The organism is Enterobacter sp. Li2LvB3 (genome assembly GCF_056156645.1).
The window spans coordinates 48,286-68,092 of the sequence record NZ_JBSICG010000012.1; the positions used below are offsets into that span (position 1 = coordinate 48,286).

The window sequence follows — 19,807 nt, forward strand, 5'->3', positions numbered from 1 at the left end:
CGCTCCTTACGCTTTCTCGATGTTGACCAGAAACGCTTTGTACTCCGGCGTTTGCGAGTTGGAATCGCCAACGTTCGGCGTCAGGGTGTTGGCGATATAACCTTTCTGCGCCACACCTTCAAAGCCCCAGTGCAGAGGAATACCGACGGTTTCCACCTGCTGACCATGCACGTTTAACGATTGCAGGCGGCGTGTCACCACGGCCACGGCGCGAATAAAACCGCGTTTGCTGCTTACCGTTACGCGATCGCCATTGGCAATCCCTTTCGCTTTCGCCAGGGTTTCGCTGATTTCGACAAACTGTTCAGGCTGGGCGATGGCGTTAAGCCGTGCGTGCTTGGTCCAGGTGTGGAAATGCTCGGTCAGACGATAGGTTGTCCCCACGTAAGGGAATTTGTCCTTCTTACCTAAACGCAGCACATCCTCTTCGTAGATACGCACAACCGGGCTTGAAACCACGTTCGGGTGCAGCGGGTTCGTGCCGAGTGGCGTTTCCATTGGCTCGTAGTGTTCCGGGAACGGACCTTCTGCCAGCTTATCGAGCGCAAAGAGTCGGCCTAAGCCCTCCTGCTGCATGATGAACGGTCCCGTTGCGCTACCCGGCGGCGCAGTGTTGAAGTCAGGGATGTCGTTACCCGTCCACTTCGCCCCGTTCCACTGGATGAGCATCCGTTTCGGATCCCAGGGTTTACCGTTGATATCCGCCGAGGCGCGGTTGTACAGCACGCGGCGGTTCAGCGGCCACGCCCAGGCCCAGCCCAGCGTATTGCCTAACCCTGAAGGGTCGGCGTTATCGCGGTTGGCCATCTGGTTACCCTGCTCCGTCCAGCTACCGGCATAAATCCAGCAGGAAGACGCCGTGGTGCCGTCGTCACGCAGCAGCGCGAAACTGCTCAACAGTTGCCCCTTCTTCGCCACCAGGTTGCCGGTTGTGTCGTAGAGATCCGCCAGCGCAACGCCGTTGTTCTCTTTTGCCACCTCTTCAGATTCAGGATGATCGGGCTGCTTGTAGTCCCAGCTCATCCTCAGCAGTGGCTCAACGCCCTTACCGCCCTCGGTGCGGTACATCTCACGCAGGCGATGATAAATCCCGGCCAGGATCTCGCCGTCATTCCGCGCTTCGCCCGGCGCATCCTGCCCTTTCCAGTGCCACTGCAACCAGCGGCCAGAGTTGGCAATGGAGCCATCCTCTTCGGCAAAGCAGGTCGACGGCAGACGGAACACCTCGGTCTGAATCGACGCGGTATCCACGTCATTCATCTCGCCGTGGTTTTGCCAGAAGTTCGAGGTTTCAGTCACCAGCGGATCGATAACCACCATGTACTTCAGCTTGCTCAGGCTGCGAACGACTTTGTTTTTGTCCGGGAAAGAGGCCACCGGGTTAAAGCCCTGGCAGATATAACCCGTGACGTTGCCCTTATCCATCATGTTGAAATACTTGATGACATCGTAGGCCTGGTCCCATTTCGGCAACCACTCAAAGCCCCAGTCGTTCTCTTTCTGCGCCGCATCGCCGTAGAAGGATTTCATCAGGCTAACGAAGAACTTCGGATAGTTGCTCCAGTAGTTGACCTGGCCGGGCAGCATGGCTTTTGGCGTGCTGGCAGCCAGATAGGTTTGCAGGTCTGGTTGTTTATCCGACGGCAGCGTCAGATAACCCGTCAGGCTGGTGGAGAGCAGTCCAAGATCGGTTAATCCCTGAATGTTCGAGTGACCACGAAGTGCGTTCACCCCGCCACCGGCCATCCCCATATTGCCGAGCAGCAGCTGGATCATCGCCATGGTGCGGATGTTCTGCGCACCTACGGTGTGTTGCGTCCAGCCCAGCGCATACAGGAACGTGGTGGTTCTGTCGGCCGCACTGGTAGACGCCAGTACTTCACACACTTTCAGGAAGTCTGCTTTTGGCGTTCCACAGATGTTCTCGACCACGTCCGGCGTATAGCGGGAAACGTGCTGTTTCAGCAGGTTCCACACACAGCGTGGATCGGACAGCGTCTCATCGCGCTTCGCATAGCCGTTTTCATCGAACTGGTAGTGCCAGGACGACTTATCGTATTGCCGTTTTTCCGCGTCATAACCGCTGAACAGCCCGTCATCAAAGGCAAAGTCATCCCGCACCAGCAGGTTAGCGTTGGTGTAGTGTTTGACGTACTCAGCATTAATTTTGTTGTTTTCAATCAGGTACAACAGCACGCCAGACAGGAACGTAATGTCCGTACCGGAACGAATAGGCGCATAGATATCTGCCACCGATGCCGTACGCGTAAAGCGCGGATCGACGACGATAAGCGTCGCATCATTGTTATTTTTCGCTTCCATCGCCCAGCGGAATCCCACCGGATGTGCTTCAGCGGCATTACCGCCCATCACCATCACGACGTTAGCGTTTTTGATATCAACCCAGTGGTTGGTCATCGCACCGCGACCAAATGTTGGAGCAAGACTTGCTACCGTTGGTCCGTGTCAGACGCGCGCCTGGTTATCTACCGCCAGCATCCCGAGCGAACGCACAAATTTTTGCGTCAGCATCCCTGTTTCATTACTTGCCGCAGAGGCACACAACATGCCGGTGGAAAGCCAGCGGTTAACAGTGACGCCCTGCGCGTTTTTTTCAATGAAATTGGCGTCGCGGTCGGCTTTCATGTGTTTTGCAATTCGGGAGAAGGCCTCATCCCACGAGATACGCTGCCATTTATCTGAACCTGGCGCACGGTACTCTGGATAACGCAGACGGTTTTCACTGTGAACATAATCCAGCAGCCCGGCCCCTTTTGGACACAGCGCCCCACGGCTTACCGGATGGTCCGGGTCACCTTCAATATGATAAATCGCTTCTTTGGCGTTCTTCGCGCCATCGCCCAGGCTAAACATTAATAGCCCGCATCCCACGGAGCAGTATGTGCAGGTGTTACGGATCTCTTTGGCGCGCAGCAGTTTATAGTTGCGTGCCTGAGCCAGTGCCATTTTAGGAGCAAATCCCAACATCGCAGCTGTTGTTCCGGCCATACCGCCCGCGCAGATTTTGAAAAATTGTCTGCGGCTGACGTCCATTATTGTCCTCGTTTTCGAATAAGAGCCTAATGGGATAGGCGCTAAGACTTCGCGCCGCAAACTAACATTACAGCCCCTGTTTTTTTTGCGTCAAATCAATGTCGAACGGCATCGCCCCCTTAATAGTTGCGACTGACGAAAATGAATAATCCTTTTGGGTTAAGCGCTTAACAGAATTATTCGCGGTGAACCGTGGATTAATGCTATAAATTTTTCCTTTATATTTGATGGCAATGGCAAGGTAATGGACAGAAAAAGAGCAACGCTCATTGGGCTGGCTGCGATCCTGTTATGGAGCACGATGGTCGGGCTTATTCGCAGTGTCAGTGAAGGGCTGGGACCGGTGGGCGGCGCGGCAATGATTTATACCACCAGCGGATTACTTTGTCTGGCGACAGTTGGGTTTCCTGATATTAGGCGTTTCTCAACCCGATATCTTATTGCAGGCAGCGTCCTGTTTGTCAGTTATGAAATTTGCCTCGCGTTATCGTTAGGCTATGCGGCAACACGGCCGCAGGCGATTGAAGTTGGCATGGTCAATTATCTCTGGCCCAGCCTGACCATTGTGTTTGCGATTTTGTTTAATGGTCAAAAAACAAACCTGTGGGTGATCCCTGGATTAGCCATCTCGCTGCTGGGTGTGTGCTGGGTATTAGGGGGTGAACATGGCCTGCATATTGATGAAATCATCAGCAATGTTGTCTCCAGCCCGCTTAGCTATTCTCTGGCCTTTGCCGGGGCATTTATCTGGGCGGCCTACTGCACCGTCACCAGCAAATTTGCGAAAGGGCAAAATGGTATCACCCTCTTTGTATTGCTCACCGCCCTGAGCCTGTGGGTGAAATACGCCCTGAGCAGCCAGCCGGAAATGGTGTTCAGCGTTCCGGTGGTAGTGAAGCTATTAATGTGCGGTGTTGCGCTTGGGTTTGGCTATGCTTCGTGGAATATCGGCATTTTGCACGGAAATGTCACGGTACTTGCTGCGGTATCCTATTTTACCCCCGTATTATCCGCCGCGCTGGCCGCCGCGCTACTCAACGCACCACTCTCTTTCGCCTTCTGGCAAGGCGCTCTGATGGTTTGCGCCGGTTCTCTGCTGTGCTGGTATGCCACGCGAAATAGAGCCTGATGCCCCTTCTGCCGGGCAAACTCCCTGCCCGGCAAAATACCTGTGAAAATAAAACGTGATCGCACCTCAGAATATTTACACGACTCGTAGTTAAGAGGTTTAGATTCTGTTTATATTTATCTCCCTTCGTAAATTCCTCTTCGCACTTATTGACACAAATTGACAACGGAATGTAACTAATTCCCTGCGAATATTCACATTGTATATAGCACTTATTGCAATAGTTTATTTCTGGATGTTTCATGGGGTTTTGCGCAATGATTATGCGAACAATCTCATAACCCACTGTTTTACCGCCATCATTTACGCAGTGTATCTAATATCTATCGCGTCATCTTCATTAATTTCAGTGAAAAATAGAACCCCAAAAAAACTATACCCATGACAATTATTTGCGGCTGTAAATAGTGTTTACCTGTGCATTAATTAGTCAAAACTGCGCTTTTAACGGCAATTTTTCAGATCAGGATCACACTAATTGAAATTATCTCTAATATTTTGAAACTTATTATTGAAACGAAGCTACAAGATTTTTAAAAATAACGTGCCATTGACGAACAGCCTCGTTTAGAAATCGTTCAATTTGGCTCAGGATATACCTAAAGAAAATTATAAGGATTATTTGAGATGAAACTTAAATTAGTTGCAGTGGCAGTGACTTCCATGTTGGCAGCGGGCGTTGTAAACGCGGCTGAAGTTTATAACAAAGACGGTAACAAACTGGATCTGTACGGTAAAGTAACAGGTCTGCACTATTTCTCTGATGATTCCAGCAACGACGGTGACAAAACCTACGTTCGTCTGGGCTTCAAAGGTGAAACTCAGATCAACGACCAGATGAGCGGTTACGGCCAGTGGGAATATGAGTTCAAGGGCAACCGCTCTGAATCTCAGGGTTCTGACGGCAACAAAACCCGTCTGGCATTCGCAGGTCTGAAATTCAACGAATTCGGTTCATTCGACTACGGTCGTAACTACGGTGTTGCTTACGACATCGGCGCATGGACTGACGTTCTGCCAGAGTTCGGTGGCGATACCTGGACCCAGACTGATGGCTTTATGACTGGCCGTACCACTGGCGTTGCAACCTACCGTAACACCGACTTCTTCGGTCTGGTTGACGGTCTGAACTTCGCTGCTCAGTACCAGGGTAAAAACGACAACCGCGACATCACCGAAGCGAACGGTGACGGCTGGGGTCTGTCTTCTACCTACGAAATGAACGGTTTCGGCGTGGGTGCGACCTATGCGAAATCTGACCGTACTGACGACCAGGTTCGTGCTGGCCGTGTAGCGGGCACCATCAATGCGGGCGGCGAGAACGCAGAAGTGTGGGCAACTGGCCTGAAATACGATGCGAACAACATCTACCTGGCAACCACCTACTCCGAAACTCGCAACATGACCAACTTCGGTGACGGTTATATCGCGAACAAAGCACAGAACTTCGAAGTTGTTGCTCAGTACCAGTTCGATTTCGGTCTGCGTCCATCCATCGCTTACCTGAAATCCAAAGGTAAAGACATCGGTTCTTACGGCGACCAGGATCTGGTTGAATACGTAGACCTGGGTGCGACCTACTACTTCAACAAAAACATGTCTACCTATGTTGATTACAAAATCAACCTGGTTGACGACAACAGCTTCACCAAAGCTGCTGGTGTTTCTACCGACAACATCGTTGCACTGGGTCTGACCTACCAGTTCTAAGATTTGTCAGTATAAAAAGGCCAGCCCTTGTGGCTGGCTTTTTTTATCCGGTTTTACTGGCGTGATAAAGGAGTACGCCATGCACATATTCAAAGGACGCTGTTTGTGTGGGATGAGTCAGTTCAGTGTGAGTCTCACCAATTTCGACGTGTATGCCTGCCATTGTACGCTGTGCCAGAAATGGTCCGGCGGTATCGCCATGTATCTGGAAGCGCAAGGTCATCCTCTGGTCGAGGACGATTCCATCGCCCCTTCTCATTTTTCGTCCTCCCCGCGTGGTGAACGCTGGTTCTGCCCGGGTTGCGGCTGCCCACTATGGTTTGAGTTAACCTCATCAGCACGCTACTTAATTCCCTGGACGCTGCTGGAGATGAGTGAAGACGAACGTCGTCGCCTGGTGCTGGCCGCCGAAATTTATACCGAAACCCAGCCCGCTTTCTGGGGGCTGACCGGGCAATACGCACGCTATAGCGGGACGGAAATCGAAGCGCAGGATAAAAGCTGTCTGCTCACGCCGTAGGCTGTTCACTGCCCGCAGCACGGCGCAGCCAGTTTTGCAGGAGCTTACCGTCCTCGGTCATTTCTGTATCTGAACGCACGCACAGGTAATAGTCGCGACCATCATCAATAGGCAAATCGAAAATTTTGACCAGTTCCCCACTTTCAAGATACGGCGCGATAAGCGGTTCGCGCATCAGCGCACAGCCCAGCCCGGCCTGAACACCCGCCAGCGTCAGCAGGCCATCTTCAAACATCGGGCCGCTTTGTCGTGGCGGGCGCTTTACCCCCTGTAGCATAAACCACTGCTGCCAGGTACTGCGTTCCTCATCATGCAACAGCGGCATTTGCAGCAGCTGTTCCGGCGTGTCGATGTGCCCGTGGATGCGCAAAAAAGCCCGGCTGCATACCGGCACCATCTGCCCGGAAATCAGTTTTTCACTCTGATAGCCCGCCCACTGCCCATTGCCAAAACGAATCGACATATCTGAGGCATCACTCAGGTAGTTGCGGTGGTTGGCATACACCACATTGATTTCAGTCTGTGGGTTAGCCCGCATAAAAGCAGGCAGACGCGGGATAAACCAGCCCATGCCAAACAGCGGGATCAGGCTGATGGTGACCTGCCGAGTTTGTGATTGTTCTACCAGATGTTCCGTGGCCTGGCGCAGCACGTTAAATGCTGCCCGGATCGAGCGGTAGTAATCGCGCCCTTGCTGGCTCAGCACCAGCCTGCGTCCCTGGCGCTCTGTAAGCGGCATTTGCAGATACCCTTCCAGTACCCGGAGCTGGTGACTCACGGCGGATGGTGAAATCGCCAGCTCCTGCGCGGCCAGAGTCACGCTGCCGAGCCTGGCAATGGCTTCAAACGCGCGTACGGCCCGCAGGGGTGGATCGTTAGCAAGACGGGTTTCAGCAAAGAGAGGCTGGCCTTTCAATTGTTCTGTTTTATTCATATGTTGACTTCTTTAGACCATTCACCCGATCAGGTAAGTTTATTAAAACTATATAAATCATAAAGATAAAACGATGCCGGTTTTTCATAAGAAATAATATATGTGTATTTTACAATTTAATTCAATTATTAGATGGTAGCCGCTGAAAGAGCAATTTGTCGGGTACAAACGTTGGATACACTCATACAACAACTGATCAACGGTGTGATGCTGGGAAGCATCTACGCGCTGATCGCGCTGGGCTATACCATGGTGTATGGCATCTTGCGCATTATTAACTTTGCCCACGGCGATATTCTGATGGTTGGCGCGCTTACCACGCTTTCTGCCATTAATGTCCTGAATAATACCTTTCCGCATCTGCCGCTGCTGCTTCAGCTGGGCTGCGCGCTGGTGATTGCAATGGGCGTCTGCGCCCTGCTGGCAATGGCGGTTGAACGCTTTGCGTATCGCCGCCTGCGCAACGCGCCACGTCTGGCGCCGCTGATCTCCGGGATTGGCGTTTCGGTATTGCTGCAGACCGTGGCGATGATCGTCTGGACACGAAATCCGCTGATGTTCCCGCAGATCTTGCCAATGGACCCGATTGCCGTCACCGCAGGCAGTGAAGCCCATCCTCCAGCCATTGTCACCGTCACCGGTATTGTGACCGTGGTGCTGGCGCTGGTCGTCATGACCGCGCTGTGGCTGCTGGTTGAATACACCCGCCTTGGAAGAGGAATGCGTGCGGTTGCCGAAAATCCCCGTGTCGCCACGTTGATGGGCGTTAACCCTAACGCCATTATCACCCTGACCTTCGCTATCGGCGGTGTGTTTGCCGCGCTGGCGGGCGTGATGATGGCCAGCAACTACGGCAACGCCAGTTTCTCGATGGGCTTTTTACCGGGGATCAAAGCCTTCACGGCGGCTGTTCTGGGCGGTATCGGCAATATCCGTGGCGCGATGGTAGGCGGGATTTTACTCGGCATCATCGAAGCACTGGGCGCGGGCTATCTCGGTGAACTCACCAATGGCGTATTCGGCAGTAACTACCAGGACGTGTTTGCGTTCATGGTGCTGATCCTGGTGCTGGTCTTCCGTCCGGCGGGCCTGCTCGGCGAACGTGTGGCACACAGGGCGTAAGGAACACTATGACAACCGTACAATTACAGACTCCTGTCGCCACCCGTAAATTCTGGTCAGGAATGACCCTGTTTTGCCTCGCCCTGTTGCTTGCACCTATTATTGCCAGCCAGCTTGGCGGCAACTACTGGGTGCGGGTAATCGACTTCGCTCTGCTCTACATCATGCTGGCGCTGGGACTGAACATCGTGGTCGGCTACACCGGGCTGCTGGATATGGGCTTTATCGCCTTTTACGCCGTGGGGGCGTATCTGGCCGCCCTGCTGGCCTCACCGCATCTGCTTGAGGTTTTCCCGATCCTCGCCGTGTGGTTCCCCGACGGACTGCATACATCCTATCTGCTGATTATTCCGGTCGCGGCCCTCGTCGCCGCGGTGTGCGGCATCGTGCTCGGCGCACCGACGCTTAAGCTGCGCGGGGATTATCTGGCGATCGTAACGCTGGGCTTTGGCGAGATTATCCGCATCCTGATGCGTAACCTCGACCGCCCGGTCAATATCACCAACGGCGCGAAAGGCATTACCGGCGTGGATACGCTGAACCTTTTCGGCCTGAAGTTCAGCGGCGTGTACCACTGGTTCGGCGTTAAAGTACCTGCGCTCTGGCTGTGGTACTACCTGCTGATGCTGGTAATTGTGGCGATCATTTTTGTCTGCGTGCGCCTGCAACACTCACGTATTGGCCGCGCCTGGCACGCCATCCGTGAAGATGAAGACGTGGCCCGCGCGATGGGGATCAACGTGCGCAACTATAAGCTGCTGGCCTTTGCCATGGGCGCCTCTTTTGGCGGCGTGGCGGGCGCGCTGTTTGGTGCGTTTCAGGGCTTTGTCTCGCCAGAATCCTTCACGTTGCAGGAGTCTATCGCCGTACTGGCGATGGTGGTGCTGGGTGGTATGGGGCACATCCCCGGCGTTATCCTCGGCGCTGTTCTACTGACCGCACTACCGGAGCTGTTGCGCAGCCAGGCTGCCCCTGTACAGCAGGCGCTGTTCGGAACGGTGCTGATTGACCCGGAAATTCTCCGTCAGCTGTTTTACGGCCTGGCGCTGGTGCTGGTGATGCTCCTTCGTCCATCCGGGATCTGGCCGGTGCGTCACAAGGAGGTACAAGCATGAGTCTGCTCACCGTTCGCAAGATGTCCAAACGCTTCGGCGGCCTGACCGCCGTGGACGATGTTTCACTCTCAATCAACAAGGGTGAAATCTACGGCCTGATTGGCCCTAACGGCGCGGGTAAAACCACCTGTTTTAACCTGATAACCGGGTTATACCCGGCCGACAGCGGCGAATTTCTGATTGCCGATAAACCCTATTACCCGAAGCAGATTGAGAAAGTCACTGCCGCCGGGATCGCGCGCACCTTCCAGAACGTGCGCCTGTTTAACCAGATGTCGGTGCTGGAAAACGTGATGGTCGGCCGCCATGTACGCACCCGCAACGGGCTGTGGGCTGCACTCAGTCGCCACAAGCGCGCACGGGCAGAAGAAACCGACACCCGCGAACAAGCCTGGCACTGGCTGGAATATACCGGCATTGCAAAATTCGCCCACTACCGCGCCTGCGATCTGGCTTACGGCCACCAGCGTCGGCTGGAGATTGCCCGCGCGCTGGCAACCGATCCGCTGCTACTGGCGCTCGACGAACCGGCCGCCGGTATGAACGCGGCAGAGAAAGTGGCACTTGGTGAACTGCTTACCCGCATTCGTGACGACGGTAAAACCCTGCTGATGATCGAGCATGACGTCAAGCTGGTGATGGGCATCTGCGACCGTCTGACGGTTCTTGATTATGGCAAAACGCTCGCCAGCGGCACGCCGGACAGCGTACGCCGCGACCCGGCCGTGATTGCCGCCTGGTTAGGAGGCAATGCGCATGTCTGAGTTATTAAAGGTTGAGCGTCTTGACGTGCATTACGGCGGCATTCAGGCCGTGCGCGATGTCTCCTTTACCCTGCATGAAGGCGAACAAGCCACGCTGATCGGCGCCAACGGCGCAGGGAAAAGCTCCACCGTGCGGGCCATTACCGGGCTGGAAAGTTTCAGCGGCAGCATCACCTTCAGCGGCAAAAATGTGCGTAAACACAAGCCGGAAGCCCTGCTGCGTGACGGGCTGGTGATGGTGCCCGAAGGTCGTGGCATCTTTGCCCGCATGACGGTACTGGAAAACTTACAGATGGGAGCCTGGCCAAGACGTGACACTGTCACAGTAAAACATGAAATGAATGCGATATTTGAACGCTTCCCGCGCCTCGGCGAGCGCCAGCACCAGCTGGCGGGGCTGCTTTCCGGTGGTGAACAACAGCTGCTGGCGCTTAACCGCGCTCTACTCAGCCGCCCGCGTTTGCTGATCCTCGATGAACCGTCGATGGGGCTGGCACCGAAAATGGTAGAGAACATTTTTGCCGTCATTTCCGGGCTGCGTGAACGCGGCGTGGCCCTGCTGCTGATTGAACAAAACGCGCGCCTGGCGCTAGAAGTGACCGACAACGCGTGGGTGATGGACAGCGGCAGCATCGTTCATCACGGCGCGTCGAAAGCCATGCTGGACGACGACCAGATAGCACAGATTTATTTGGGCGAAATGCCCCTTTAACCACACCAACCAACATCAGGGAAAACAATGAAAACAGTAAAAATCAGTGCGCTCAGCGCCGCCATTCTGCTCAGTGGTTTTGCCTCAACGGGCGCATGGTCAGCAGATAGCGAAACCGTTGTTATCGGCCTGGCGGGCCCGTTAACCGGCCCGTCTGCCCGTATCGGTAAGGATCTGGAAAATGGCGCTCAACTGGCCATCGACGATATCAACAAACAGCATCCGACCATCGGCGGCAAAGCCGTTACCTTCAAACTGCAATCCGAAGACGATCAGTCTGACCCACGCACCGCTGTAGCGGTTGCGCAGCGTCTGGTCGACAGCGGCGTGGCTGGTGTGGTGGGCCACTGGAACACCGGCACCAGTATTCCGGCCGCGCGCGTGTATCACGATGCCGGTATCGCTCAGGTTGCCCCTGTCGCCACCGGTCACGCCTATACCAAACAGGGCTTCGACACCAGCTTCCGCGTGATGGGCCATGACGATGACGGTGGCCAGTTTGCCGGGCAGTACGCGGTAAACACCCTGAAAGCAAAACGCATTGCGGTGATCGACGACCGTACCGCATTTGGTCAGGGTCTGGCCGACGAATTTATCAAATCGCTGGAAGCCCAGGGCGTTAAGATTGTTGATCGCCAGTACGTTGATGACAAAACCGTGGATTTCAGCGCCGTTCTGACGGCCATCCGCAGCAAAAATGCTGACCTGATCTTCTTCGGCGGCGTAGACAGCCAGGCCGCACCGCTGGCGCGCCGTATCAAACAGCTCGGCATGAACGCCACACTGATGGGCGCAGGCGGATTCGTCAGCCAGACCTTCCTGCAACTGGCGCAGAAAGAAGGCGAAGGTGTTGTGGCGCTGGAGCCGGGTCTGCCGGTTGATCAGATGCCGGGCGGTAAAGCCTTCGAGCAGGCGTATCAGTCCCGTTATCACACCCATATCGAATTACACGCGCCGTTCGCTTATGACGCCGCCCGTGTACTGGTTGCCGCGATGGAAAAAGCCAACTCCGTTGACCCGTCTGAATACCTGCCCGCCCTGCGCGCCATTAACTACTCTGGCGTCACCGGACAGATTGCGTTTGATAAAGAAGGCAACCTGAAAGAGCCGTCCTTCACCGTGTACAAAGTGGTGGATGGCAAATGGCAGCCGCAGACCATACTGGGCGGCACCAAAGCGAAGTAACGCAGTGAGGCAATGTGATGAGTGATAATAATGAGCTGGGCATTCTCGCCCGCCGCAAAATTGAAGCAGAAATTATTAAGCCAATTTATGAAATCCTGGTGCGCGAGATAGGGAAAACCCGCGCCCAGGCGGTGATTGGCGAGGCCATTGAACAGGCCGCTATCGATGCGGGCAAAGAATTTGCCAGCAAAGAGCCCAACGGCGCGGATGTGAAGAGCTTTATCGCCCTGCAATATCTGTGGGAGAAAGACAACGCACTGGACGTCAAAGTGATCGACGCCGACGAGCAGCAGTACAACTACAACGTGACCCGCTGCCGCTACGCCGAGATGTACCACGAGATGGGGCTTGGCGAAATCGGGCATCTGCTCTCCTGCGCCCGCGATGAAAAATTCATTGTCGGTTATGCACCGGATGTGGAGCTGACCCGCACATCCACCATCATGCAGGGTGGTTCATGCTGCGACTTCCGCTATCGCAGCACAAAGGACAAAGCATGATGCGCGTAAACGCACAGCGCCTGTGGGCTACGCTGGAAATGATGGCACAAATCGGCGGCACGCCCGCCGGTGGCGTTACCCGTCTGGCGTTAAGCGAAGAAGACCGGATAGCACGCAACCTGCTGCGCGACTGGGCGCTTGACGCCGGTTTTACCTGTGATGTGGACACCATGGGCAACATGTTTATCCGCCGCGCCGGGAAAAACCGGGCTCTGGCTCCGGTGATGACCGGATCGCACGTTGATTCCCAGCCGCTTGGCGGAAACTACGACGGGATTTACGGTGTGCTGGCAGGGCTTGAATTGTTGCGTACCCTGAACGATAACCAGGTGGAAACCGAACGCGATATCGTGCTGGTGAACTGGACCAACGAAGAAGGCGCGCGCTTTGCGCCGGCGATGCTCTCTTCCGGGGTCTGGACCGGGCAGTTTAGCGAAGCATACGCCCACGCCAGGGGCGATAACGCGGGGGTTACCGTTGGTGAAGCGCTTGACGCTATCGGCTATCGCGGTGAACAACCGGCACAGGCATTTCCGGTTCACGCCTGTTACGAGCTGCACATCGAACAGGGGCCGATTCTGGAAGATGAAGCCATTGATATCGGGCTGGTGCGGGCCGCAATGGGCCAGCGCTGGTTTACGATAACCCTTGACGGCTTTGCCGCTCATGCAGGTACGACCCCAATGCACAGCCGACGCGATGCATTAACCGCCTTTGCCGAACTGGCATTAAAGGTGGAAGAGATTGGCTATCAGCATCAGCCGGATGGCCGCGCCACTATCGGCATGGCGCAGGTCACGCCGAACTCGCGCAACGTGGTGCCGTCTCGCGTGGTGTGCAGTGTGGAGTTTCGCCACCCGGCGCAGGATGCGCTTGAAGCGATGGAGTCGGCACTGCATCAGGCGGCGGAATCACTCGTTGCACGCGGCGTCACCGCCATTGTTGAGCGCATTTTTGACTACGCGCCGATCGCATTTAACCCGCAGTGTCTGGCCCGTACCGAGCAGGCCGTGGCGGCACTGGGTTATTCATCAAAACCGATGGTATCCGGCGCGGGGCATGACACCTGTTATGTCAGCAAAATTGCCCCGGCGAGCATGATTTTCATTCCGTGCGTGAAAGGCATCAGCCATAACGAAGCAGAAAAGATCCTGCCGGAATGGTCAGAGAAAGGGGCGAATGTGCTGCTGCACAGCGTGCTGGCGGCGGCTCAGGAGCAATAACACTGTGCGAAAGCAGATGCGCTCTGCTTTCGCCAGAACCTATATCGCAACGCGTCGGCTGATTTCGACCACCCTGTCGCTCGGCAGATGGTAGTGATTGATAACATGCGTACAGTTGCGCTTCATAAAGGCAAAGATGTGGCGCTGCCAGACCGCCATCCCCGCAGTGCCTTCACCCGCGACAATGGTTTCATGCCCGACGTACCAGGTTGCATCATCGGTCGCAAATATCGCGTTGATTTCACTTACCCCTTGCAGCAAATGCGGGATGTCCGGGTGCTCCATAAAACCGTATTGCGCGATGCCATGCCAGTATCCCGGGGCGCGTTGCATCACTTCGATTCGCTGTTCATCATCCACGTAAGGCACGTTGAGAATATCAATCGTCAGGGAGAGCACTTCGCGCTGTAAGGCGCGGTTTCGTGCCACATGCCAGCGCATCACGGGCGGGATGTTATCCCGGGTGCGCGTCAAAAAGATGGCCGAGCCCGCCACTCTGGGCACCTCTTTTTGCGAAAGTGCCGAAAAGAAACCATCGACACTGATCCCTTTCTCGCCAATCGCCTTTGCTACCGCCTTAATCCCGCGATTCCAGATCAGCATAACGGTGCAGATGGCAGCGGCCAGCAACAGCGGGATGTACCCCCCTTCAAGGACTTTAATCATATTGGCGAATAAGAAACTGGTATCGATGATGAAAAACAGCATGGCTATCAATGCACTGCTGAACAAGCTCCAGCGCCATATTTCACGCATGGCGACAAACAGCAAGCCGGTTGTCATCAGCATGGTTAACGACACGGCGATGCCATAGGCGGCAGCAAGTTTATCAGACGATTTAAAGAACACGACCAGCCCGATGGTTACCACCATCAGCAGCCAGTTGATCGCACCGATATAAATCTGCCCGTAGCTTTCGGCGGCAGTCTGCTTGATCCGCAAGCGCGGCAGCCAGCCAAGTTGGATCGCCTGTCGGGTCATCGAGAAAGCGCCGGTGATAATCGCCTGGCTGGCAATAATGGTCGCCAGTGCGGCAAGAACAATCAGCGGAACCTGGAGCACGCCGGGACACAGCATAAAGAAGACGTTTTTAGTGCTGTCTGCACCCGCCAGTATCAACGCCGATTGCCCGGCGTAATTGAGCAGCAGCGCGGGAAAGACCACCCCATACCAGGCCAGCCAGATAGGTTTTTTACCAAAATGGCCCATATCCGCGTACAGGGCTTCCGCGCCGGTGACGCAAAGGAAAACCCCGCCTAACACCAGAAAACTGGTAAAACCATTTGAGAGCAAAAAAGTGATGCCGTAGTACGGATTCAGGGCCAGCAGTACCGCCGGGTGCTGCGTTATACCCCATACCCCCAGCGCGGCGATGGTGAAAAACCACAACGCCATGATCGGGCCAAAAATTTTGCCAATTCTGGCGGTGCCAAAAGGCTGAATAAAAAAGAGTGCCAGCAAAATGGCAACCGTTGCAGGCAGGATGAAGGGTTTAGACGCCGGGATAACAATTTCCAGGCCTTCTAACGCTGAGAGCACGGAGATGGCCGGGGTGATCGCCCCGTCACCGTAAATTAACGCCGCGCCAACCAGCGCCGCAAATATCACCCAGCGCCCGCCTTTCCCCTTTTCAACCAGCAATGACATTAATGCCATGATGCCGCCCTCGCCGTGGTTATCAATGCGCATGGCGAACGCGGCATATTTAACTGAAGTGACCAGGATAAGCGTCCAGGTAATCAGCGAGAGCAGGCCTAAAATGACCGCGGGTGTCGGGTCATGCCCGGACAACGACAGCACCGTTTTGAAGGTATAGAGCGGGCTGGTGCCGATATCACCGAACACCACACCAAGCGCACTGCCCGCCAGCAAGACTGCCCGGGGGGATGCGGACGATGTTTCACTGCTGTTGAGCAGGTTCATAAAATCCAGCTTGAGTCTAATAATCCTTTAAAAATCATAGCCCACATCCCTTTTTCACGCCAACACGCTGCTAGCTTTGATTCACCTTTGAGAGGCTGAACCAGATCCCGATGGCAAGCAGCAGCAACATGCCGCCAGCACTGCCCAGCGCCACGCTGTGTGACGTAATAAAAGCCGTTTTCGCCGCGGCGATCACGGAATCTCCCAACGCTGGCGTCAACTCCTGGGCGACTTTCACCGCTTCACCAATTGACGATGAGGCTTTGTCGGTCAGCGCCGGGGTTAACCCTTCCGGCAGAGTTATCGATGCCGAAAAACTGCGGGTTAACAGCAGGCCAAAAATGGCAATCCCCAGCCCGGCCCCCAGTTCATAGGACATGGTTTCGATGGCCCCTGCGGCAGCGGCTTTCTCTTTCGGCGCGGCAGCCATAATGGCGGATGTAGACGCCAGCAGCGCACTGGCGGCGCTAAACCCCAGCAACACCATCAGGCTCCACGCCTGCCACTGCTGGGTGCTGAAATCAAGCAACGACAGCCCAATGAAACTTATCGCGCTCAACCCCATGCCCCCGGCGGCCACAATCCGTAGCCCCAGACGCCCGACCAGCACCCCGGCAATAGGGCCGCTGAACCCGCTGGCAACCATCAGCGGCAGCATAAACATCCCGGCCTCAAACGGCGTAAAACCGTGAACGAACTGGAGCTCCTGAGCCATCAGCAACTCGAATCCCACCAGCGCAATCATAGCGGTCATTGCCATCACCACACCGCTTAAGATGATGCGATGGCAGAACAGGCGCATGTCAATCATCGGTACATGGGCGCGCAACTGAATGCGCACAAAAACAAACAACATCACCGCGCCGGTAAGCAGCGTACACGCCACCATCCACGGGGCAAGCGCGCCTTTCAGCGCCGTTTTTGCGCTATACACCAGCAGTAAGATGGCGACGATCAGCATGATGGCGTGGCTGATATTCAGCGGCTGCTCCGGGCGGCCTTGCTGTGCAGGGACAAATCGCGCCGCCAGTGAAACCACCACCACCACGATCGGTACGTTGATCAAAAAAACCGAGCCCCAGTAAAAATGCTCAAGCAGCATTCCGCCGATAAGCGGCCCAAACGCGGCACCACCTGAACCGACTGCGGCCCATACCCCAAGCGCGATATTGCGATGCCGGGCATCGATAAACAGCGTGCGGATCCCGGCAAGGGTAGCCGGAATGATCATCGCCGCCCCAATCGCCAGAGATGCCCGCGCGGCAATCAGCCAGCCCGCAGAAGGTGCAAACGCCGCAGCCAGCGATGAGAGACCAAACAGCGTACTGCCAATCATCAGCAAGCGCTTAAAGCCAATGCGGTCACCCAGCGCGCCCATCGGCAGCACCATCCCCGCCATCACCAGCGAGTAAATATCAATAATCCACAGCAATTCATTGCCGCTTGCGCCAAGCGTCATGCTCAATGTCGGCGCCGCCACGTGCAGCACCGTTGCGTCAATCGCCACCGGAATATAGACCAGCACGATAATCACTAACGCTAACCACTGACGAAACATAAATGTCCTTTTCATTTCAAACCTGGACACATGTCCAGGATGCGATCCTACGTAAAGTTGAACGCATGTCCAGCTTTTTTGTTACACTCGTTTCATCTCCATTAAGAGTGAGTAAAAATGCGTTATCTGAGCAAGGATGAACGGCGGGAAGATATTCTTCAGGCGGCCATGCGCGTGGCGTTAACCGAAGGGCTGGCCGCAATGACGGTAAGGCGCATCGCCGCCGAAGCGGGCGTTGCCACCGGGCAGGTTCACCACCATTTTGCCTCTGGCGGCGAATTAAAATCATTAGCCTTTGTCCGGCTTATCCGCGCCTTGCTGGATGCCGATGTGGTCGCTGAAAACGCCAGCTGGCGGGAGCGCCTGCACGGGATGCTGGGCAGCGATGACGGCGGATTTGAACCCTACATCAGGCTATGGCGGGAAGCGCAAATCCTCGCAAGCCGTGACCCGGAAATCAAAAGTGCGTACATCATGACGATGGAAATGTGGCACCAGGAAACGGTGGCCATTATCCGGGGCGGCGCAGAATCAAAAGAATTTACCCTGACAGACCGGGCAGAAAATATTGCCTGGCGTTTGATTGGGCTGGTCTGCGGCCTGGACGGTATATACGTTTTAAATATGCCTGAAATGGACAATGCCGCATTTAATAAACATCTTGATAAATTAATCACTCTGGAATTGTTTTAATACCCACTATGGAGTATTAAATCCAGCAAAGGTTACAATTAGTAACACATAAAGCGAATCCACTATTCCATTCCCGGGTCGTGGGTTCGCTTTTTTTATCTATCCTTTCAACTGCATCCCAATAATTCCAATAACCCCGCACAACGCGACACAAGATATCTGTTTGTTTTCAATTCACTTTTCCATTCATTGTGCGTAAGCAAGAGGGCGATATGTCACAACAAAGTGAGAAAAATAATCATTATCTACTTAGTAACTGGAAACCAGAAAACAGCGATTTTTGGGAGAACAAAGGAAAAGGGATTGCCCGAAGAAACCTTGTTATATCTGTCGCTTGTCTGCTTTTAGCTTTTTGCGTATGGATGTTATTTAGCGCCATTACGGTGAATCTTAATAAAGTCGGATTTAATTTCACCACCGACCAGTTGTTCATGTTAACCGCATTACCTTCGCTTTCGGGTGCCATATTACGCGTTCCCTACTCCTTTATGGTGCCGATATTTGGCGGCCGTTACTGGACGATATTAAGCACCGTAATTTTGATTGTTCCCTGCGTCTGGCTGGGCATCGCCGTGCAGAATACGGCCACCCCCTACTGGATCTTTATTGTAATCGCCCTGCTGTGCGGCTTTGCCGGAGCAAACTTTGCTTCCAGCATGGGTAACATCAGCTTCTTCTTTCCGAAAGCAAAACAGGGCAGCGCGCTGGGTATCAACGGCGGGCTGGGGAATCTGGGCGTCAGCGTGATGCAACTGGTCGCACCGCTGGTCATTTTCCTGCCAATGTACACATTTCTCGGCGTGGATGGCGTGCCTCAGGATGATGGCTCGACTCTGTGGCTGGCCAATGCCGCCTGGATATGGGCGCCGCTTCTGCTGCTGGCTACCATCGCCGCCTTCTTTGGTATGAACGATATCGCCAGTTCTAAGGCCTCTATCGCCAGCCAGCTTCCGGTGCTGAAACGCTTTCACCTCTGGCTGTTAAGCCTGCTTTACCTGGCAACGTTCGGATCGTTTATCGGTTTCTCCGCAGGCTTTGCCATGCTGTCGAAAACTCAGTTCCCGGATGTGAACATCCTGCACCTCGCCTTCTTTGGCCCCTTAATTGGTGCGCTGGCCCGTTCTGCGGGCGGGATGATATCTGACCGGCTTGGCGGCGTGCGCGTTACGCTGATTAACTTCGTGTTTATGGCGATTTTCAGCGCCCTGCTGTTCCTGACGCTGCCCGGTTCAGGTTCCGGCAGCTTTGTCGCGTTCTATCTGGTGTTTATGGGCCTGTTCCTGACCGCCGGACTGGGCAGTGGCTCAACCTTCCAGATGATTGCCGTCATCTTTCGCCAGATAACCATTACCCGCGTGAAGCAACAAGGTGGCACTGACGAACAGGCCCAGCATGAAGCCGTCACCGAAACGGCGGCCGCGCTGGGCTTTATTTCGGCCATTGGTGCGGTGGGCGGGTTCTTTATCCCTAAAGCCTTTGGCACTTCGCTTGCCATGACCGGCTCGCCGGTTGGCGCCATGAAAGTTTTCCTCGTGTTTTACATCGTCTGCGTATTCGTCACCTGGCTGGTTTATGGCCGTAAATCCTCACAAAAATAACTAATAGCCTTTCGCCGGCGAGCGGTGCAGTGCTTTCCGGCAATGTTATCGGAGCAGGAGAAATGTC

General features: G+C 54.7%; 16 protein-coding genes. 12 read left to right on the forward strand and 4 right to left on the reverse strand.

Annotation, left to right across the window (positions count from 1 at the left end; translation table 11 throughout):
- Nucleotides 1–6 precede the first annotated feature (6 nt).
- Nucleotides 7–3,054 carry a formate dehydrogenase-N subunit alpha gene (fdnG, locus tag ACS603_RS11690; protein ID WP_315685837.1) on the reverse strand — a complete coding sequence of 1,016 codons (3,048 nt, stop codon included), beginning with the start codon at nt 3,052–3,054 and terminating at the stop codon, nt 7–9.
- Between the two features lie 244 nt (nt 3,055–3,298).
- Here fdnG and yddG point away from each other — a divergent pair, with 244 nt between their 5' ends.
- The 3 genes from yddG to ACS603_RS11705 all read left to right on the forward strand — a co-directional run bounded on the left by yddG (nt 3,299) and on the right by ACS603_RS11705 (nt 6,413).
- Nucleotides 3,299–4,183 (forward strand): aromatic amino acid DMT transporter YddG, encoded by an 885-nt coding sequence (gene yddG, locus ACS603_RS11695; RefSeq protein WP_474944317.1) that lies wholly within the window; start codon nt 3,299–3,301, stop codon nt 4,181–4,183.
- Between the two features lie 627 nt (nt 4,184–4,810).
- A complete protein-coding gene (gene ompC, locus ACS603_RS11700; protein WP_182061187.1) occupies nt 4,811–5,893 on the forward strand; it encodes a porin OmpC in 1,083 nt (360 codons plus the stop codon).
- 79 nt (nt 5,894–5,972) lie between these two features.
- Complete coding sequence (locus ACS603_RS11705; protein ID WP_182061188.1) at nt 5,973–6,413, forward strand: GFA family protein; 441 nt, start codon at nt 5,973–5,975, stop codon at nt 6,411–6,413.
- On the opposite strand, the gene ACS603_RS11710 is transcribed toward ACS603_RS11705, so the two are convergent.
- Entirely contained in the window at nt 6,403–7,347 is a 945-nt protein-coding gene (locus ACS603_RS11710) for a LysR substrate-binding domain-containing protein (protein WP_182061189.1), read from the reverse strand. The genes ACS603_RS11705 and ACS603_RS11710 overlap by 11 nt on opposite strands.
- Nucleotides 7,348–7,518: 171 nt before the next feature.
- Here ACS603_RS11710 and ACS603_RS11715 point away from each other — a divergent pair, with 171 nt between their 5' ends.
- Genes ACS603_RS11715 through ACS603_RS11745 form a run of 7 tightly spaced genes read left to right on the forward strand, consistent with a single transcriptional unit; the run spans nt 7,519 to nt 13,968 of the window.
- Nucleotides 7,519–8,469, forward strand: coding sequence for a branched-chain amino acid ABC transporter permease (locus ACS603_RS11715; protein WP_182061190.1), 951 nt, complete (start codon nt 7,519–7,521; stop codon nt 8,467–8,469).
- A gap of 8 nt (nt 8,470–8,477) precedes the next feature.
- A complete protein-coding gene (locus ACS603_RS11720) occupies nt 8,478–9,584 on the forward strand; it encodes a branched-chain amino acid ABC transporter permease (RefSeq protein ID WP_315685839.1) in 1,107 nt (368 codons plus the stop codon).
- The gene (locus tag ACS603_RS11725; RefSeq protein ID WP_474944318.1) at nt 9,581–10,348 is read left to right on the forward strand and encodes an ABC transporter ATP-binding protein; all 768 of its coding nucleotides are present in this window, start codon (nt 9,581–9,583) and stop codon (nt 10,346–10,348) included. Before ACS603_RS11720 ends, ACS603_RS11725 begins: the two co-directional genes overlap by 4 nt.
- Nucleotides 10,341–11,060 carry an ABC transporter ATP-binding protein gene (locus ACS603_RS11730; RefSeq protein WP_474944319.1) on the forward strand — a complete coding sequence of 240 codons (720 nt, stop codon included), beginning with the start codon at nt 10,341–10,343 and terminating at the stop codon, nt 11,058–11,060. The genes ACS603_RS11725 and ACS603_RS11730 overlap by 8 nt, the downstream gene beginning before the upstream one ends.
- 27 nt (nt 11,061–11,087) lie before the next feature.
- Complete coding sequence (locus tag ACS603_RS11735) at nt 11,088–12,245, forward strand: branched-chain amino acid ABC transporter substrate-binding protein (RefSeq protein WP_474944320.1); 1,158 nt, start codon at nt 11,088–11,090, stop codon at nt 12,243–12,245.
- Nucleotides 12,246–12,262: 17 nt separating this feature from the next.
- Nucleotides 12,263–12,745 carry an L-2-amino-thiazoline-4-carboxylic acid hydrolase gene (locus ACS603_RS11740; RefSeq protein WP_182061195.1) on the forward strand — a complete coding sequence of 161 codons (483 nt, stop codon included), beginning with the start codon at nt 12,263–12,265 and terminating at the stop codon, nt 12,743–12,745.
- Nucleotides 12,742–13,968, forward strand: coding sequence for a Zn-dependent hydrolase (locus ACS603_RS11745; RefSeq protein WP_474944321.1), 1,227 nt, complete (start codon nt 12,742–12,744; stop codon nt 13,966–13,968). The genes ACS603_RS11740 and ACS603_RS11745 overlap by 4 nt, the downstream gene beginning before the upstream one ends.
- 39 nt (nt 13,969–14,007) lie before the next feature.
- On the opposite strand, the gene ACS603_RS11750 is transcribed toward ACS603_RS11745, so the two are convergent.
- Entirely contained in the window at nt 14,008–15,891 is a 1,884-nt protein-coding gene (locus tag ACS603_RS11750) for a potassium transporter Kup (protein WP_446493190.1), read from the reverse strand.
- A gap of 70 nt (nt 15,892–15,961) precedes the next feature.
- Nucleotides 15,962–17,449, reverse strand: coding sequence for a SmvA family efflux MFS transporter (locus ACS603_RS11755; RefSeq protein ID WP_474944358.1), 1,488 nt, complete (start codon nt 17,447–17,449; stop codon nt 15,962–15,964).
- 117 nt (nt 17,450–17,566) lie between these two features.
- Between ACS603_RS11755 and ACS603_RS11760 the strand changes: the two genes are divergently transcribed.
- A complete protein-coding gene (locus ACS603_RS11760) occupies nt 17,567–18,142 on the forward strand; it encodes a TetR family transcriptional regulator (protein WP_315685843.1) in 576 nt (191 codons plus the stop codon).
- Between the two features lie 212 nt (nt 18,143–18,354).
- A complete protein-coding gene (locus ACS603_RS11765) occupies nt 18,355–19,740 on the forward strand; it encodes a NarK family nitrate/nitrite MFS transporter (protein WP_182061200.1) in 1,386 nt (461 codons plus the stop codon).
- Nucleotides 19,741–19,807: the final 67 nt, after the last annotated feature.

Coding starts and splice junctions, on each gene's coding strand:
- ACS603_RS11730 (WP_474944319.1), top strand. CDS start 10,341: ATGTCTGAGTTATTAAAGGTTGAGCGTCTTGACGTGCATTACGGCGGC.
- ACS603_RS11760 (WP_315685843.1), top strand. CDS start 17,567: ATGCGTTATCTGAGCAAGGATGAACGGCGGGAAGATATTCTTCAGGCG.
- ACS603_RS11745 (WP_474944321.1), top strand. CDS start 12,742: ATGATGCGCGTAAACGCACAGCGCCTGTGGGCTACGCTGGAAATGATG.
- ACS603_RS11735 (WP_474944320.1), top strand. CDS start 11,088: ATGAAAACAGTAAAAATCAGTGCGCTCAGCGCCGCCATTCTGCTCAGT.
- ACS603_RS11755 (WP_474944358.1), bottom strand. CDS start 17,449: ATGTTTCGTCAGTGGTTAGCGTTAGTGATTATCGTGCTGGTCTATATT.
- ACS603_RS11720 (WP_315685839.1), top strand. CDS start 8,478: ATGACAACCGTACAATTACAGACTCCTGTCGCCACCCGTAAATTCTGG.
- ACS603_RS11765 (WP_182061200.1), top strand. CDS start 18,355: ATGTCACAACAAAGTGAGAAAAATAATCATTATCTACTTAGTAACTGG.
- ACS603_RS11725 (WP_474944318.1), top strand. CDS start 9,581: ATGAGTCTGCTCACCGTTCGCAAGATGTCCAAACGCTTCGGCGGCCTG.
- yddG (WP_474944317.1), top strand. CDS start 3,299: ATGGACAGAAAAAGAGCAACGCTCATTGGGCTGGCTGCGATCCTGTTA.
- ACS603_RS11750 (WP_446493190.1), bottom strand. CDS start 15,891: ATGAACCTGCTCAACAGCAGTGAAACATCGTCCGCATCCCCCCGGGCA.
- ACS603_RS11740 (WP_182061195.1), top strand. CDS start 12,263: ATGAGTGATAATAATGAGCTGGGCATTCTCGCCCGCCGCAAAATTGAA.
- ompC (WP_182061187.1), top strand. CDS start 4,811: ATGAAACTTAAATTAGTTGCAGTGGCAGTGACTTCCATGTTGGCAGCG.
- ACS603_RS11705 (WP_182061188.1), top strand. CDS start 5,973: ATGCACATATTCAAAGGACGCTGTTTGTGTGGGATGAGTCAGTTCAGT.
- ACS603_RS11710 (WP_182061189.1), bottom strand. CDS start 7,347: ATGAATAAAACAGAACAATTGAAAGGCCAGCCTCTCTTTGCTGAAACC.